Annotated in this window: 15 protein-coding genes and 1 tRNA gene; 6 read left to right on the top strand and 10 right to left on the bottom strand. The window is 65.9% G+C overall.

The genetic code is table 11. The features are described from left to right. Positions 1 to 8: 8 nt before the first annotated feature. Positions 9 to 539, bottom strand: a complete 531-nt coding sequence (locus U8D42_RS07550; protein WP_322861662.1) for a YbhB/YbcL family Raf kinase inhibitor-like protein — start codon at positions 537 to 539, stop codon at positions 9 to 11. Positions 540 to 568: 29 nt separating this feature from the next. Next, on the bottom strand, positions 569 to 1,933 hold the full coding sequence (locus tag U8D42_RS07545; protein WP_322861663.1) for a M20/M25/M40 family metallo-hydrolase: 1,365 nt from the start codon (positions 1,931 to 1,933) through the stop codon (positions 569 to 571). A 98-nt stretch (positions 1,934 to 2,031) separates the two neighbouring features. Between U8D42_RS07545 and U8D42_RS07540 the strand changes: the two genes are divergently transcribed. Further along, positions 2,032 to 2,117, top strand: a tRNA-Leu gene (locus U8D42_RS07540). Here U8D42_RS07540 and U8D42_RS07535 read toward each other — a convergent pair. The 4 genes from U8D42_RS07535 to U8D42_RS07520 form a co-directional block, all read right to left on the bottom strand. Further along, positions 2,099 to 3,745 (bottom strand): recombinase family protein, encoded by a 1,647-nt coding sequence (locus tag U8D42_RS07535; RefSeq protein WP_322861664.1) that lies wholly within the window; start codon positions 3,743 to 3,745, stop codon positions 2,099 to 2,101. The two genes, U8D42_RS07540 and U8D42_RS07535, sit on opposite strands and share 19 nt — an antisense overlap. Positions 3,746 to 3,931: 186 nt before the next feature. Further along, positions 3,932 to 5,437: a replication initiator gene (locus tag U8D42_RS07530; RefSeq protein ID WP_322861665.1), complete on the bottom strand. Its 1,506-nt coding sequence runs from the start codon at positions 5,435 to 5,437 to the stop codon at positions 3,932 to 3,934. After that, complete coding sequence (locus U8D42_RS07525; RefSeq protein ID WP_322861666.1) at positions 5,430 to 6,875, bottom strand: FtsK/SpoIIIE domain-containing protein; 1,446 nt, start codon at positions 6,873 to 6,875, stop codon at positions 5,430 to 5,432. The genes U8D42_RS07530 and U8D42_RS07525 overlap by 8 nt, the downstream gene beginning before the upstream one ends. An 84-nt stretch (positions 6,876 to 6,959) precedes the next feature. Continuing rightward, complete coding sequence (locus tag U8D42_RS07520) at positions 6,960 to 7,301, bottom strand: hypothetical protein (protein WP_322861667.1); 342 nt, start codon at positions 7,299 to 7,301, stop codon at positions 6,960 to 6,962. 254 nt (positions 7,302 to 7,555) lie between these two features. Here U8D42_RS07520 and U8D42_RS07515 point away from each other — a divergent pair, with 254 nt between their 5' ends. Both U8D42_RS07515 and U8D42_RS07510 read left to right on the top strand, forming a co-directional pair. Beyond that, entirely contained in the window at positions 7,556 to 8,356 is an 801-nt protein-coding gene (locus U8D42_RS07515) for a helix-turn-helix domain-containing protein (protein ID WP_322861668.1), read from the top strand. A gap of 6 nt (positions 8,357 to 8,362) precedes the next feature. Next, on the top strand, positions 8,363 to 8,830 hold the full coding sequence (locus U8D42_RS07510) for an NUDIX hydrolase (RefSeq protein WP_322861669.1): 468 nt from the start codon (positions 8,363 to 8,365) through the stop codon (positions 8,828 to 8,830). A gap of 10 nt (positions 8,831 to 8,840) precedes the next feature. Here the strand turns inward: U8D42_RS07510 and U8D42_RS07505 are convergent, their stop codons facing one another. Continuing rightward, complete coding sequence (locus U8D42_RS07505; protein ID WP_322861670.1) at positions 8,841 to 9,377, bottom strand: HD domain-containing protein; 537 nt, start codon at positions 9,375 to 9,377, stop codon at positions 8,841 to 8,843. Positions 9,378 to 9,753: 376 nt separating this feature from the next. Further along, positions 9,754 to 10,017 carry a hypothetical protein gene (locus tag U8D42_RS07500; protein ID WP_322861671.1) on the bottom strand — a complete coding sequence of 88 codons (264 nt, stop codon included), beginning with the start codon at positions 10,015 to 10,017 and terminating at the stop codon, positions 9,754 to 9,756. Between the two features lie 260 nt (positions 10,018 to 10,277). On the opposite strand from U8D42_RS07500, the gene U8D42_RS07495 reads away from it, so the two are divergent. After that, the gene (locus tag U8D42_RS07495) at positions 10,278 to 10,859 is read left to right on the top strand and encodes a DUF6431 domain-containing protein (RefSeq protein WP_322861672.1); all 582 of its coding nucleotides are present in this window, start codon (positions 10,278 to 10,280) and stop codon (positions 10,857 to 10,859) included. Positions 10,860 to 11,735: 876 nt separating this feature from the next. Here the strand turns inward: U8D42_RS07495 and U8D42_RS07490 are convergent. Beyond that, entirely contained in the window at positions 11,736 to 12,056 is a 321-nt protein-coding gene (locus U8D42_RS07490) for a helix-turn-helix domain-containing protein (RefSeq protein ID WP_322861673.1), read from the bottom strand. A gap of 712 nt (positions 12,057 to 12,768) precedes the next feature. On the opposite strand from U8D42_RS07490, the gene U8D42_RS07485 reads away from it, so the two are divergent. Next, a complete protein-coding gene (locus tag U8D42_RS07485) occupies positions 12,769 to 13,140 on the top strand; it encodes a MerR family transcriptional regulator (protein ID WP_322861674.1) in 372 nt (123 codons plus the stop codon). Here U8D42_RS07485 and U8D42_RS07480 read toward each other — a convergent pair. Beyond that, positions 13,131 to 13,301 carry a hypothetical protein gene (locus U8D42_RS07480; RefSeq protein ID WP_322861675.1) on the bottom strand — a complete coding sequence of 57 codons (171 nt, stop codon included), beginning with the start codon at positions 13,299 to 13,301 and terminating at the stop codon, positions 13,131 to 13,133. The two genes, U8D42_RS07485 and U8D42_RS07480, sit on opposite strands and share 10 nt — an antisense overlap. A 392-nt stretch (positions 13,302 to 13,693) precedes the next feature. Between U8D42_RS07480 and U8D42_RS07475 the strand changes: the two genes are divergently transcribed. Continuing rightward, positions 13,694 to 14,929, top strand: coding sequence for an MFS transporter (locus U8D42_RS07475; RefSeq protein ID WP_322861680.1), 1,236 nt, complete (start codon positions 13,694 to 13,696; stop codon positions 14,927 to 14,929). The last annotated feature ends 236 nt before the right edge of the window (positions 14,930 to 15,165 follow it).

Here is a 15,165-nt window from a genome sequence, read left to right as displayed (position 1 = left end):
TTACGCGCCTACTTCTGTTCGTAGATGCCGTGAATGACGGCGCGGGCGATCGCGTGCTGGAACAGGTTGAAGCCCAGGTAAGCGGGGCTGGCGTCCTCGCCGAGGTCCAGCTTGTCGACGCCGACGGCGTGCACGGCGACGTAGTACCGGTGCGGCCCGTGCCCGGGCGGCGGCGCGGCGCCGATGTAGCGACGCATCCCGGCGTCGTTCACCAGGGTCAGCGCGTCACCGGGCAGGTTGCTCCCGTCGCCGGCTCCCGCGGGCAGTTCGGTGACGCCAGCCGGCAGGTTCGCCACCGCCCAATGCCAGAATCCCGAGGCCGTCGGCGCGTCGGGGTCGTAGACCGTGACGGCGAAGCTGCGCGTCTCCGCCGGGAATCCCGACCAGCTCAACTGCGGGCTGACGTCTTCCCCGCCCGCGCCCATGATTCCGCTGACCTGTGGCATGGCCAGCGACTGGCCGTCGGTGATCGATTCCGACGTCAGGGTGAACGACGGCAGCTGCGGCAGCGCGGCGTACGGGTCGGGCGCGGTGCTCATGGGCGATCCTCTCGTTGCGTGTCGTGTCTTCAGCAGTGTGTCAGGAAGTGTGCCAGCACATCGGTGCCGAACCTCAGCGCATCCACGGGTACCCGCTCGTCGACCCCGTGGAACAACGCGGTGAAGTCGAGGTCCGGCGGCAACCGCAGCGGGCTGAAGCCGAAACAGCGAATACCCAAGCGCGCGAAGGCTTTTGCGTCGGTGCCACCGGACAGCATGTAGGGCACCGTGCGGCCATCCGGGTCCAGGGCCAGCACGGCGGCGTTCATCGCATCCACGAGATCTCCGTCGAAGCTGGTCTCATACGACGAGAAGTCCTTGATCCACTCTCGGGTCACGTCCGGGCCGAGCAGTTCGTCGACCTCGGCCTCGAACGCCGCCTTGCGGCCCGGCAAGATCCGGCAGTCGATCACCGCTTCGGCGACCGCCGGGACGACGTTGGCCTTGTACCCGGCCTTGAGCATGGTCGGGTTCGCGGTGTCGTGCAGCACGGCCTTGAGCATGCGGGCCATGGGCCCGAGCTTGTCGATCGCTCCCGCCAGGTCGCCCGACTCGACGTCGAACGTCAGCCCGGTCTCCTCGCTGACCGCGGCCAGGAACTGGGCGACGGTGTCGGTCAGCACGAGCGGGAACTGATGCCGGCCGAGGCGGGCTACCGCCTCGGCGAGGGCGGTTACGGCGTTCTGGTCATGCACCATCGACCCGTGTCCGGCCGGGCCGCGGGCGGTCAGCCGCATCCAGGACAAACCCTTCTCGGCCGTTTCGATCAGATAGAGCCGGCGTTCGCCCCCGTCGCGGCGCGGCACGGTCAGCGAGAACCCGCCCACCTCGCCGATCGCCTCGGTGACTCCGTCGAACAGGTCGGGCCGATTGTCGACCAGCCACTGCGCCCCGAAACTGCCGCCGTGTTCCTCGTCGGCAAGGAAGGCGAACACCAGATCGCGCGGCGGCACGATCCCGGCCCGCTTCAGGTGCCGCGCCACCACGATCATCATGCCCACCATGTCCTTCATGTCGACCGCGCCGCGTCCCCAGACGAAGCCGTCCTTGACCGCGCCGGAGAACGGGTGAACGCTCCACTCGGCTGGCTCGGCCGGCACCACGTCGAGATGCCCGTGGATGAGTAGCGCCCCGCGCGAGCGGTCGGCCCCCGGGAGGCGGGCGATCACATTGCCGCGACCGGGGGCGCCGGACTCGACGTACTGAGGTGAGTAGCCGACCTCGGCGAGCTGTTCGGCCACCCACTGCGCACACTCGGCCTCGCCCCGCGTCGTCTCGGGTTCGCCGGTGTTGGTGGTGTCGAACCGGATCAACCTGCTGACGACCTCGACCACGTCGTCTCGTGGGTGGGCCGGGAACTCGGTCTGGGCGGTCACAACCACCTTTCCTACCATTGCCGACGCCACGCGGCTCGGCGCCGAGCGGCCCGGCTGGATTGGGTCCGCGTGAGAGAATCCGATAGCCTTAGCTGCCAACCCATGCGGTTGGTCTTGTCCGAGTGGCGGAATGGCAGACGCGCTAGCTTGAGGTGCTAGTGCCCTACTAATGGGCGTGGGGGTTCAAGTCCCCCCTCGGACACAGCCGGCGACACGACTCAAGTCGGCCGTCGCCTTGACTCGTCGGGAATATGGGTCGTAGTCAAGACGCAAACCCAGGCTTGCGTACACCTGTGCGCGTTCCGCCCCGGATGCCTGACCAAGCACGGCCGACAGCCCGCCCAACTCCTCGACCAATTCGCTGATCTGCGCCGCAGACATGGCGCGCGGTCTTTCGGCTCGCTCAAGGCGAGCCTTCAGCTCGTCGCGCTCGGCGGTGCGGCGACGCAATGCAGCGGTCAAGTCCTCCACGGCCACGCCAGACTCCACGGCAGTAATCAAAGCAGCAACCTTGGCATTCGCCTCGCGAAGCTGGCGCTGCAGAGCGGCGTGGCCAGTACCGGCTGCCGGGTCCACGTCCTGCCCGCGTGCGAGGTCTTCCGGATCGGCCAGGGTGGCGATCCATTCGTCAAGTCGCACTGTCACCTCCTCTTCACGGAGATAGACGGTGCGCGGATGGTGACTCAGGTCCACAGGTACAGAACGCGACTTGCCCAGCTCGCAGCGATAGAGGATGCGGGTTGTTCGTTTCCCAACGCGAGCAGCGCCCTGCATCCGCCGGCCACACGCGGCACAGAACAGCAGCCCGCGCAGCGCATACGGCACCGTCGATTCTCTGCTGCACTCGAGACCCGGACCACGCCGTGCCTGCGTCCGAAGACGAACAGCCTGCACCAGTTCATCGGGAATCAGCGCTTCGTGCGTGCGGCGGTCTGGTGCGATCCAGTCGGCCTCATCACGCCACCGCATCCGGGTCTCATACCCTGCCGCGACATCGTCGGGGTTTACCAGGACCTCGTATTTCTCCTGCTTGCCCCAAACACGGATACCGCGGTACGCCGGGTTGTCGAGTATCGCGCGGATCGCCGAATGGGACCATCCTCGCGGGTCACGATGACGATTCCGCGCCGGGTCGTATTGGCTCGGTGACGGCACGCCATCGTCGGTGAGCTGTTGCGCAATGTAGCGCAGGCCCGCTCCCTCGGCGTACATGCGGTAGATCCGCTCGACGACCGAAGATGTCGCAGGGTCAGGTTCGAGGCGGTGAAGCCGCTGCCCGAGACTTGCCTTGGCAGGGTTTGGGTGCGGGCCGGCATCGACGAGCCGGTAACCGTAGGGTGGTCGACCACCGAGGTATCTCGACGTGTCCTGCGCGAGTGCTGACATCGCCGTACGGACGCGGATCTGGATTCGCGCGCGCTCTCCCTTGCTCATGCCGCCGAACAGAGTCATCACCAAGTCGTGTGCCTCGGAGCCGGGATCGACTGCTCCGCCGACCTCGGGCACCCACAGTCCGACGCCGTAATGCGTGAGGACAGGGAAGGTGAGCGCAAACTGCGGCCCGTAGAACGCACGGGCGGGTTCCCCGATCACTACGGCATCAAAGCTACGGTCCCTACGAGCGACATCGCCAAGGAGACGTGATGCCTCCGGCCTGCGCTTCCACGGCAGCGAACGGCTCTGTCCCACATCGAAGTAGTCCGCGGCGAGGACTCCACCGTGCGGGGCGATCAGGTCCATGGCACGCCGCTTCTGCCAGCTGCGGCTCGCCTCCGGGTCTTGAGCGTCCTCCGTACTCACTCGGCCATAGAAGGCGAACCTCAGGCTCACGCCACTCCCCTCCCTGATCCGAGCATCCGCTCCCGCACAGCCATTATCACGTGTACCAGCGCGCTGTTGGCTTCGCGCGGAAGTCGATAGTGGTCGGGCACGACAATTTCAACACCCTCCTCTGACATCGTCGGCGCATCGATTCGGGCGTCACGCTCGGACCGGGCATGTGCTGTTCGGGATCTGTCAGCCATCGCAGTCCCCTGGCGAATCCCATCGTTGGTTGCGGGCTTGGCCACGGACTTCCATCAGTCCGATCCGGCGGGTTTGTATGCGTCGAAGAGCCGCGGAGTTCACGAGTGTGCGGTCGCCGAGGCTGGTGACGGCGCCACGGTCAAAATCCCACACCGCCAGATCATTGCCATTGTTGGAGTTGAAGCCGAAATCATGTTGGTGTGCAGTGCTTTTCAGATGTTGTTCACGTGTCCAGGTGGCGCGATGTTCGCGTAGCGCGGTCATCGTCGTGGAGTAGCGGCGGGATTTGCTGGTGATGTGGCCCCGGTAACCCAGGGTGTGCAGCCACCGGCCGATACCGGCCAGTCCCCTATCGGCGAGCTGGCTGATGGTGGTCAGGATCGCCCGGACGTGATCGGACACATCCAGGTCGGCGATGGCCTCGGTGGAGATGCGTCGCGCGCTGATCCCGACGTCAGCTAGGGATTTGGTGACATATTTCGCGAGGTAGCGAGCTACGCGGCGGCCCGGCAGCACCCGGCCGTGTGGTGAATCCTCCTGCACAGCAAGGCTGTCCGTGCCAGCATGCCGGTTCTCGATGGGTTGGGTGTCGACTTGTGTACCGAACCTGATCACCCGTGTCGCGGTATCTGCGGATGAATCGGTGACCGTCACGGCTACGGTTCGAGCGGCCTGTTGGATGATGGTCGCCAGTTCGGTGGCTGTGAGGGGCGCTTGCCACTCCTGACCAACGCAGTTATCGCTGTCGTGCGGGTCGAGGCGGATCAGGGCATGAATATGCGGGACGAGCCGGGCTTGCAGCTCGACGACTTTGATGAAGCTGACCCGCACCGCGTCCGGGTCGGCGCCCGAGGCGCGTAGCTCGCGGCGCAGCGTGCGTCGCAGGGCGATGGTGAAGCGTCGCCACAGTTCGGGCAGATGCCAGGTGAACAGGACGTGCCCGACGTAGTCGTAGCAGTCGACGCACAGCGGCTGGCCGACATGGATGTCACCTTCTCCGTGCGTTGTGCTGCACCACAGTGGTTTTCCATGCGGGCAGCGGCGGCAGCCGCCAGCCACAGGCTGGTCGCGGCACACCCGGAGACGCTTGCCGCCTGCACGTGAGGTGCTGTGGACCGGCCCGTAGCTAGGTGCGGTCAGAGTGACGAACACCTGCGGGCGATCCGCCACTGCTTCGGGGATGTCGTGGTGCCCGCCGGCGGTGCCAGCGTGCACGAGTTGCCACGTGTCGCGCGCATACAGGTCTGAGCAAGACGGGCAGATCTGGGCGCGGCGGTTATTGCACCGTGTCCACACCACCCGATCGCGGCCGAACTCGTCTGTACCCGTGAGCTGAATGGGGTGGGCGCAGAAGCCAACGGATTCCGCGCGCCGCCACCACGATTCGAATCCCATTGAGGACGCGCGGCGCACCATCTGCTCCACCACGCTGGCGGCGTCGACGGTGTCAGGAACCCCGGGCAGGGCGAGGTGCGCGGGTGTCTCGGCGCTATTCACGGCTGCCCTCACCCGATGCCTGGCCACTGTCATCGTTTCTCGGCTGCCTGTTGCTGCTCGGCCGGCCGGTAGGCCGGCGGAACCGGGTGGCGAGGGTGGTGATGTCGTGGTCGGTGACATGGAAGGCCCGCGCTCGTACTGGTTGGGCGCCGCCGTCGACGAGCATGTAGCCAACGCCCGGAGTGGCGTCAGCGATGCGGTCGCATTCCGCACCGGCGTCGCGTGCACCTTGGCCGAGAACCATGGTGGTTTGGCTGGCTTCGGTCAGACGCAGCCCGATGCGGACGGTAAACAGTTGCCGCACGGGCAGGGTGTCTTTTGCTGGGTCTTGCACCGCGGCGACCACGCTGATTCCGACCGCCCGACCCTGGGAAAGCAGCAGGCCTAGGAGTTGTTCGATTTCGGTGCGGCTTTTGCGGTCGGTGACGTAGCTTGTGAGCGCGGCGATCTCATCGATAACCACCACGAATAGCGGTTCGGATGGCGTGGGGGTGTGCAGGCGTGTGTGGCCGCGCAGCCGGTTCGCCCTGGCGTGCATCACCGTCACCAGTTGGCGCAGCATGTGCACCGTGTTGTCGGCGGCATCGTGAGTGAACACGGTGAACATGGGTGCGCCGGCGCCCAGTTCCATGCCGCCTTTGGGGTCGATGACACACAGCCGTACAAGGCCGGTTTTCACCTCAGGGGCGATCCCGGCGATCAGTGACCACAACACGCTGCCTTTGCCGGCCCCGGTGGCTCCGGCGATCAGCACGTGGTGGCCCAGCAGCGGCACATGCCACCAGTGACGGTTTTCGGTGATCCCGATCCGCACCGCCCGTAAATCCACTGCGGCCGTCGATGTGGGCATGGGTAAGTCGACGGGGTTAGCCAACACGTCGCCTCGCATGAGGGTGATGCGTACCTCTCCAGGCGCGATCGAGCGGATGGTGATCCTGTCGGCGCGCCAAGCGGCGGCCAGCCCGTCGGCTTGTTTGTGCCAATCAGTCAGGGATTGGCCGGTTACGATGCGCAGCTGCAGTACATCGGTCGTCTTGCCGATCTGTACCGACTGCAGGGTCGGCACGAGGGTGCGCTCACCCAGGCGGGCGGTGAGTCCGTGCAGGGTGCACACCGATTCCCAGCTGCGGGTGTAGCGCGACCAGGTCAGCCAGCGGTGCCGCACCGGTTCGGTCACCCAGGCTTGAAATAACCGTGGGTCTAGCCAGGCCCACCCTGCATAGGCAGCACCGCACGCGATGGCGGTGATCAAGCCCGGGCGTGGGCCGTGGGTGGTGGCGACCGCCAGGCTGACGATGATGGGGATGCTGAAGGCGGGGAACAGAATCGACCACCACAGCAGGTACCCTGCGGCTTTGGCCAGGGATAGGACGAGGTCTTCGAACCAGTCGTCATGATCCGACCCAGTGTTGTTGGTGTGCTTGTTGTTTGATGCCATGACCGATGCTTTCCGTGAGTGTTTCGCCAATAGCAGGCCCGTGTTGGGGCGCGACCAAAGGGACGGCCCGCCCCAACACTCCGGTTATTTCTGCGGGCGGGCCTGTTCGCTTGGTGTAGCGGCAGGTGTGGTGTGGGTGATGGCATCAGCGCGGAAGGCCACACCGCTCCGATCACCTTGAGCCCACGGAATGGCCACCAGACCTGACACCGACACCGCCTGTGTCACTGACACTTTCGGATCCCCGGCCACCGTCACGTTGAGCACTTCGCCGCCGGTGTCGTCCAACGCGAGCAACTGCGCTGCATACAACGGCACTCCGGTCGCGGTGTCGACTTTTGGGCTGCCGGTCTCGAAGTTCAGCCGCGGCTCGGCCGCCCTGGTGACGATGAACCGCGTCCCCGATGTATCAATTCTTAATCGCATTGTCCTGCTGTTCCTTTCGTGATCTGAATGCGCCCGGCGAGGCGCAGGAATCAGTTCACGCGGACACCGCGGACCTTGCGAGCGACTTTTGCAGGCGTTTCCGACACGGCGCCAGACATTTCGGACACGACAGGGACATCACTGCCGACATCAGGCAGACATCACGGCTCCGGGGACGCGGCAGTCCCATGGCAAACTAGGAACCACCAGCTAGTGATGGACAGGATCAACACCGAAAGACATGTGCTGAGACGATGGACGATCAGGACGGTTACATCGACACCGCAGTGATCCCCAACGATCGCCTCACGCAACGACTGCACGCCAAGGGCCTGTCCCATGGGCGGTTCGCCACTGCCGTGGGCGTGGATGTAAAAACAGTGCGCCGGTGGCTAGCCAACACCAACTACAAAGTCCGCGACGACAACGCACGCCGCGCCGCCGACGTACTCGGCTGCACCCCGCACGACCTGTGGCCCAACCAGTTCCAACCCTCTACTGCACGCGCGCTGACGACAAACCCGGGCGGGCCATTCACCGCGACGCTCTACGCCAGCCGCACGCAGTTACCGATCACCGCCTGGCAACAGCATTTCGCTGACGCCACCACCGGTATCGACATCCTCGTCCTGGCAGCCACGTTCCTGTTCGACACGCTCGACGGATTTCTCGACACCCTGCTCTCTGCAGCCGCCCGTGGTGTTCAGGTGCGATTCCTCATCGGTGACCCCGACACCGCCACCACGATCCTGCGCGGTGAGGAAGAAGGCATCGGTGAAGCCGTCATCGCACGCTGCCGCACCTCCGTCGAACTGCTCACTCCGCACGCCGCTACACCGGGGCTGCACATCCGCACCCACGACACCACGCTGTACACGTCAACCTTCCGGGTCGACGACACCATGATCGTCAACTTCCACATCTACGGCTCACCGGGACGCAACAATCCCGTGCTCGTGCTGTCCCGCCACCACGACCCTCGACTCTGGGCCACCCTGGAACAAGCATTTGCCCGTGTCTGGGACAACGCCACCCCGCTGCCAGCGAAAGGCTGACCACCAATGCGCACCGACTATTACAACGACCCCGACGCTCCCGAGCCCAACAGTGTGGTCCCGTCCGCCTCGGCCATCGTTACCGACGAACAAGGCCGCATTCTGTTGGTTAAACGCCGTGACAACACCCTGTGGGCGTTACCCGGTGGTGGGCACGACATCGGCGAAACGATCGCACGTACCGCCGTGCGCGAAGTCAAAGAAGAAACTGGCCTCGACGTCGAAGTCACCGGCCTGGTCGGCGTCTACACCAACCCGCACCACGTCGTGGCGTTCACCGACGGCGAAGTCCGCCAACAATTCTCCCTGTGCTTCACCACCACCCTAATCGGCGGTGATCTGGCCATAGACCATGAAAGCACCGACATCGCCTGGACCCACCCTGACGACATCCCCACACTGGATATGCACCCCTCAATGCGGCTGCGCATCGACCACTACCTACAACACCGCGACAGACCCTACCTCGGCTAACCCACGTCGGTCACAGCCAGTCGCGCACTCGCCGAACCGCGGCTAACAGCTCCTCGCGGCCCGCGTCGACCGCGCGATGCACCGGATCCTCAGGCCCATACCGAGCCAACACGTCGCTTAGTCGATCATCAGCCGACACCGGCGTCCCATCCGGGCCGGTCGTCAAATCACAGAACGTTAACGCATCCAGAACGTCGCTGGGCGGATCACTGAACTCCGACAACCCCTTTAGACCGCGCTCAGACGCCTCCAAGCGCGCTCCGCTATGAAACGCCACCAACGACGCAACTAGCTCCCCGAAGCCCGCCGACCGCGCAAACACCGCGCCATCGAGCGGATGAAAACCCGCCCGGCACACCGAGGGTGCGTAGCCGATATCGTGTAACCACGCCGCGGCCACCAAACAATCAGCAGTCTCTGCGTCAAAATGCCGATCGAGCTGTTGCGCTGCTATCACCACGCCCCGCACATGCGCCAACCGCCGAGGCTGCCCCGCCAATCGCGCCTCGGCCTCCCCTTGCGCACGCTGCGCCAGAACCCCGCTCACACTAGCCAGCCTACGAGTCGCACCGTCGCGGCGCAGACCCACAGCTGATGCCCAGCGCACCCGTGAACGCACGGCCGCAGGAATGCGGCGACTACCTGCGGGCTTCGCTACGCTCCCTCTGCTTCCGTCCGCTGGCGCTCCCGTCCGCGCCGGTCGCTACGCTGCGCCCGCCGTCTACTGCCACACCAGGCCTGCCCACGACAATCAGCGCCCCCATCTCAGCAGCCTCAGCACCTCGCACTACGACAAGCCGAAGCCGCCCATCGCGACGCCGCCGCATCGCGCCGCCACGGACAGCGGACGTATCAACGCGCATCGACTGCCTCTGACCTGCAATGTGAGAACTTTCTTTACTGGTATCAAGCGAATCCCGCGCTCAACGGTGGCCTGTGCCATGTTCGGTCAAGAACATGTCGTAGGCGTGGGCAATGTGTTCGGGGGTGGCTTCGGGATGCTCACAGGCCACCACGGCCACCGCGTCCATCGTGCGGGGACCAAGACCAGATCGACCGGGGGGAGCGATACCCTTGGTGAGCGCGGCGTTCAACAAGCCCTGGAACCGTTGGCCCAGCTCAGTCAGCAGCGGCTCAGCGCACATCACCGACGATCCGGTGGCGCCGTGTCGAGTGTTGAACGGCACTCGGTATGGGGCTCACCGCGCCACTGTGGGTGAGGACGAGCAGTCGGGTCGTATGCGGCGGCATGATGACCACGATCAGGATCCGCCGAGGAACCGGTGCCTGGCTGGTGCCGCGTCGGTGGTCATGGTGACGGTGGCAGCCAGAAGGGACCTGCTGGGGCAGAACCGATTCCGAACCGTCTGACACCAACACCAGTTGGCCCCTTCCCGGCCACGACGTGATAGACCACGCTGGTGGCTGATGCGCGCCGGAGCACCCGATGATCGTCGTCTGTACCGCCGAATCGGCCGAGCAGGCCCTGACCGCGGGCCAGCTGGTCTGCCCCCGCCGCGGATGCGGCGACACCCTGCAGCGGTGGGGATACGGCCGCCGCCGGCACGTCCGCAGCTTCGGCGCAGAGGTGATCGACGTGCGACCCCGGCGGGTGCGCTGCCGCAGATGCGAAACCACCCATGTCCTCCTGCCAGCTGCACTGCAGCCACGCCAGGCCGATGCCACCGAAGTGATCGGCACCGCACTGGCCAGCAAGTCCACAGGTGTTGGGCACCGGCGGATCGCCGTCGCGCTGAGCCGATCACCGTCGACTGTGCGTCGCTGGCTGCGGCGCGCCCGTGACCACGCTCATCTGACTCGGCTGTGGCAGCGCGGCGCCCAAGAACTCATCCGCCTCGACGCCGACACCTTCAACCAGCTGACCGGAACGGGCAACTTGCTGCGCGACGCACTCACCATGCTGGCCGCCGCGGCTTGGTGGACACACCAGCGGCTGGGCATCAACGAACCTCTGTGGACCCTCATCGGGCTGCACACCCACGGCAGGCTTCTGGCGGCGCCGGGCTGATTCGCCTTGCGGCCCGGCCCACAGGGCCGGGCCCACGCTCCTGCGTACCCGCCTGCCTCTGTCACCGTGAACACGAACGCCGTCGCCACGGAGTCACAGTGAACACCACCGCGTCAGCTTGCACACCAACTGCCGCCGTTCGTCCTCACCGACAGTGCCGCCATCGTGTTCATTTTGAGTGCCGGGCAACAGTCGAGGTGGATGGCTGCCCAGAGCGGGTTGGTTGGAGGTCACACGGCGCTGCGTCGCGTTCTACCGGGTGATAGCGCTCGTTGCCGTCGAGCAGTGCGCCCCACGTCGCCCGGGTGATGTGCACCGCGCGCTTTTCGCAATCAGCCGTGGATTGGCCTTGGGCCAGGGGCGACCAGCGCATCAGCCAAGCTGGTTAGGGGGATCGCGTGGCGTCTGGATGTTCGCGCTAACTCGATGAAGGCCTGGTTAAGGTGGTATCGGCGCAGCGTGATCAGTACGCCCTCGGCGGTGTCGAGGATCCGGTCGGCCCTGCGGCGCGGATTTGGCGTGCTGTGATCGGTGCTCACGTTCCTCCAATCGGTGTTTCGCGGGTCAAGCGACGATGCCCTGCTGAGTGTCGCAGGTAACGCTTGCGGGTAGCAGCCCGTACAGCCACACCGGCTGCCGGTACGCTTTGGCTGCTGCAATCGCATGTACTAGCCATCGAATCGTGGTGCCTCTCAGGGTGTTCGGCAGGTCGGGGCTGTGTTGCCCTGCGGGGTGGCTTGGACGCTGTGACGCTCGTCGCCGGCCGGGCCGACGAGCAAGCCCGCCGATGCCTGCGCCGCGCCCGATGATTCGAAGTGTGATCACCTCGCGCGGCTGAGCAACGCCGGCACCGGGCCGGCAGGTGATCGCGACGAGTCATTGCAGCGGTTGGGGCACCACCTCAATGGTCAGTTCAAGTGCGGGCAGCAGATTGATCAGCTCGTCGAGGCTGAAAGTGTCGACATACCCGTTGAACAGAGCGGTCACTCGGGGCCCGGTGAGCCCCAAGATGAGGGCGGCTTGTGCTGCACTCAAGCGTTTTTCGCTGATGCGGCTGGTGATCGCGCTGATCAGTGCGCAGCGGGCGGCGTCAACACCCCCGCTGGCCGGGTCAGCCCCGCGGCCCCCATCGACACCACGATTGACGCGATGGGGTTGTGTGCCCGGCGTCTCGCTCAGGTCGTCGGGTGAGTCCACTGCCGCCCCCGAGCCCGAGGTGTTGCCCGCAGCGCCGGCGTCGGCACGCAAGGTGTGGGCTGGCGGGTCACCCACAAGATCCGTGGTCATCGGGTGCTGCGCTTGCCCGAGCGTGTCAGCGCGCCTGCGGGCAGGCGGTGCCCGATGGCCGCGCGCACCGTGTGCGCCGTGCTGCTCACCGGTTCTCCAAGGCCTGCGGAGGTGGTGCCTGCGGAGGTGGTGCTCGATGGCACAGCATCGATAGCAGCCGGCGCGGGCCAGCCCGCCCAGGCAGCGAGGAGCATCAACCCTGCGAATCCGCGCCGGGGCGCTCCGCAGATAACCCCGCCGTGCTGCGGATCAGCATTGCCGGGTGCCCGCCCCGGCACCTGCCCGACGGTGAATGCGGTGGCTCCCGGGCCATGACGGCAACCGGGAGCCGCCGCGGGTGAATGGCCTAAATTGCGCGCTGCGACGCGTTGTGCAGCGATAGGACGCGCGTCCCAGCGTGCTCCGATGGCGACGTGAAGCGATGCCCGACCGCCCCCGACCCCTGACTGCCCCACCATTACCGCCAGCTCAGCTGTAGCGCTACGCAGGCCGGGAGGGTGAACCGCGGCCCCATCGTTCCCGATCATTACCGTGGGTGATCTATGCGAGCCAACATAGCTTTCATATAGCACTGGTGTTAGGTTGAGGCAAGAGCGGAGTATCGACCGAAAGGGAGCGCTCATTGCCCAACGACCAGCGGCCACGTCCAGGGCGCGGGGTGTACGCGATCTCGGTCGCCGCCGAGCTCACCGGCCTGGATCCGCAGACCCTGCGTCTCTACGAGCGGCGCGGGTTGCTCACCCCGGCACGGACCGGCGGGGGCACCCGCCGCTACAGCGACGACGACGTGGTGCGCCTGCAGCGCATCAGTGCCCTGGTCGCCGGGGGCGTCAACATCGCCGGAATCGCCCAGATCCTGGCGTTGCAAGACCTCAACGGTGAACTCGAGTCCGACCTCAGCCACCTCAGGTCCGAAAACGCCCGCCTGCGCCGCACCGGCCCGGGCAATGAACACCTGGTGGCGACTCGAGGAAGGGGAACCCGTCAGCGATGAGGATCAACGTCGAAAACTGTCAACTGCCCGACGATGTGCCCATCGGCGACGCCGTCGAACAGCAGCAGCCCGTCGACGCCGATACCGAGGACGGCCTCGATCGTGACCACCTCGCCGACCCGCTGTAGCGTGATGCCAACCCCATCGACGTCAGCGATCAAGCCATCATCGTTCCCTGGCCCGACGACGACCGCGACGCCGGCACCACTGGCTAGCCTGCGGCTAGCCCCGTGTCGGGGGGACTGGATGAAATCTCTTTCTCCGCTAGTCGGGGCGCCGATGGGATGAGCGACGTTGCCGAGCAGGTTAGCGTGGACGCTGGCGAGCTTGCGGATTACCGCTGGACAAGCAGGACTTCCACCGGCAAAGCCTGGTGGGTAAGCCGCCGGCGATGCTGTGGCTCTGGGCCCCCTGGTGCCCGATGTGCCAAAAGCGAAGCGCCCGTGGTCGGTCAAGTTACCGTTTCCCACCCGGCCGTGAACCGGTGCGGTCGCATTGCGAAGATCCGACTCGATGCCTGAGTATTCAGGGGATGGCCAGCCAAGCCACGTCGATGCTCACGGTGCCGATCCGGGATCGCGCCGCGCTGCAGGCGGTCAATTTTTTCATGGCGGACATGGAAGCCGGCATGGGCCCGTTCCTGGGTGTCTTGCTCGCGAGCCGCGGCTGGACCACCGGGGCGATTGGCACCGTTATCACCTTGGGTGCGATTGTCGGCATGTGCACGGTGGCGCCCGCGGGGGCGCTGGTTGATGCCACCACCCGCAAACGCGCCTGTGTGATCGTAGTCGGTCTAGCGGCCGTGGCGGCTTCGGCGGTGATTTTGACGTCGCGGCAGTTTTGGGTGGTCGCCGCCGCGCAGTCTGTTATGTGCGTTTCCGGGGCGATGATCGCCCCGGCGGTGATTGGCATCACACTGGGCCTGGTGGGCCAGGCCGGGTTTATCAGCCAAAACGGTCGCAATCAGGCGTACAACCACGCCGGCAACATGGCCGGCGCCGCGATTGGAGGTCTGCTGGGCTGGGTATTCGGATACGCCGGAGTGTTCTGGCTTGCCGCAGCCTTTGCGGTGGTCACCGTCCTCGCGGTGTTGAGAATCCCCGCCGGTCGCATCAACCATCATGTCGCGCGCGGCGAGATCTTGGCCGGCGAGCAGCCCCCGGTCAAACGACTACGGGTGTTGGTAAAGTCCCGGCCGCTGTTGGCGCTGGCCGCCGCCGTGATGCTGTTTTGGCTGGGTAATGCGGCGATGCTGCCGCTCTACGGGCTAGCCGTGGTCGCCACCCACGCCAACGCGTTCACCACCGTGGCCAGCACCGTCGTGGTGGCACAGGCCGTGATGATCCCGGCATCCCTGGCGGCCATGAGGATTGTGCAAACTCATGGCTACTGGCTAGCCATTCTGATCGCGTTCAGCGCCTTACCCGTCCGCGCGCTCGTCGCCGCCGGAGTCATCACGACCTGGGGAGTGATACCGGTGCAAATCCTCGACGGCGTCGGGGCGGGCATGTTGTCCGTAGCGGTGCCCGGGCTGGTGGCCCGCATCCTCGACGGCACCGGCCACATCAACGTCGGCCAAGGCGCGATCATGGCCGCCCAAGGACTTGGGGGAGCTCTCAGCCCGGTGCTCGGCGGGTTCACCGCCCAAATATTTGGTTTTTCAGCGGCTTTCGTGATGCTTGGCGGATTGTCGTTGGGATCGCTGGCCATCTGGCTCGGGTTCGCGCCCATGCTGCGTCGCACCGGCAACCACATCTCAGTGGCCTCTGCCCCCGTCGAGGCGACGTGAGCGAGGGATCCAACCCGTCACGGGGAAGGTACGTGCCCGGCGATATGGTCAGGGGGCCCCACGGGGCTCGCGGGCACTGCCATGGAGGTGACACCCAGTGTGCGGTGGAGGGGAAGCCGAGAAAGCCTTCCGGGACAACACCGTTTCCCGCCGCGTCACATCCCTAATCCCGACCAGTTCTCATCCACCATCCCATCCGGTCCCGTGTCGGGGCGGTGAAAGCTCTGCTGCGGGGC

Origin of the sequence: Mycobacterium europaeum (genome assembly GCF_034555895.2) — a bacterium.
Taxonomy (GTDB): domain Bacteria; phylum Actinomycetota; class Actinomycetes; order Mycobacteriales; family Mycobacteriaceae; genus Mycobacterium; species Mycobacterium europaeum.
Note: the sequence above shows the minus strand (reverse complement) of the source record. Positions and strands in the feature narration are given on the sequence as shown.

Coding starts and splice junctions, on each gene's coding strand:
- U8D42_RS07550 (WP_322861662.1), bottom strand. CDS start 539: ATGAGCACCGCGCCCGACCCGTACGCCGCGCTGCCGCAGCTGCCGTCG.
- U8D42_RS07545 (WP_322861663.1), bottom strand. CDS start 1,933: ATGGTAGGAAAGGTGGTTGTGACCGCCCAGACCGAGTTCCCGGCCCAC.
- U8D42_RS07525 (WP_322861666.1), bottom strand. CDS start 6,875: ATGGCATCAAACAACAAGCACACCAACAACACTGGGTCGGATCATGAC.
- U8D42_RS07520 (WP_322861667.1), bottom strand. CDS start 7,301: ATGCGATTAAGAATTGATACATCGGGGACGCGGTTCATCGTCACCAGG.
- U8D42_RS07515 (WP_322861668.1), top strand. CDS start 7,556: ATGGACGATCAGGACGGTTACATCGACACCGCAGTGATCCCCAACGAT.
- U8D42_RS07510 (WP_322861669.1), top strand. CDS start 8,363: ATGCGCACCGACTATTACAACGACCCCGACGCTCCCGAGCCCAACAGT.
- U8D42_RS07495 (WP_322861672.1), top strand. CDS start 10,278: ATGATCGTCGTCTGTACCGCCGAATCGGCCGAGCAGGCCCTGACCGCG.
- U8D42_RS07475 (WP_322861680.1), top strand. CDS start 13,694: ATGCTCACGGTGCCGATCCGGGATCGCGCCGCGCTGCAGGCGGTCAAT.